This is a genomic window from Micromonospora aridisoli (genome assembly GCF_056150025.1).
Genome location: NZ_JAXCFK010000098.1, coordinates 1 through 593, shown reverse-complemented (window position 1 = coordinate 593; position 593 = coordinate 1). Strand labels below are relative to the sequence as shown.

General features: G+C 33.4%; 1 protein-coding gene. It reads right to left on the bottom strand.

Annotation, left to right across the window (positions count from 1 at the left end):
* The coding region (locus SM447_RS29545) for a hypothetical protein (protein WP_474576145.1) at positions 1-575 on the bottom strand (575 nt) is incomplete at its 3' end.
* Positions 576-593 lie beyond the last annotated feature (18 nt).

Sequence of the window (593 nt, the reverse complement as noted above, 5' to 3'; positions counted from 1 at the left end):
TCGAATTCACCATTTTCATAGCGATTTCGAAACTCGTTGAATTGAATCTCATTATTGTTGGATGTTCCATAAATTTCATGGAAAAGATTGTGGATTTTTTTAGTTAGAGGAATTCCGAGTCCATAATTCAAATGAAGTCTTACACATTCATTTTTAATTTGCTCAAGCTCATTGACAGTAAAATCGCCAATTTTAGACTGCGGTTCAAAACTTAAATTGCTCAGTGCTTCTTTAACAATCTCGCTAAAATTCTTTTTATAGTGGTGCACATGAAGGTCTTTTGTAGAGTTTGTTATTGCACATTTAAATGAATATTTCTCTAATGAGGGTTTAGTCCAAACTTCATAAACAGCTTCTCTTAAAGTTTTATTTAAAGGAGAAATACCGCCTTTCCATCTAGAGCTATTTTCGCCTGTGAAAAGAAGTAAATAACACTTTCTGCAGTTTGCTAAACCTCTTACCATGTTATGAAGTGGAGCATATTGAACTCCTAAGTCTATATGTTCCTTGCATAGAAAAGGGAGATTTTCTTTATTGTGATGGTATCTATTTAGCCCCCTAATGAATTTGGACACCTACTAAGAGTGGTTTTA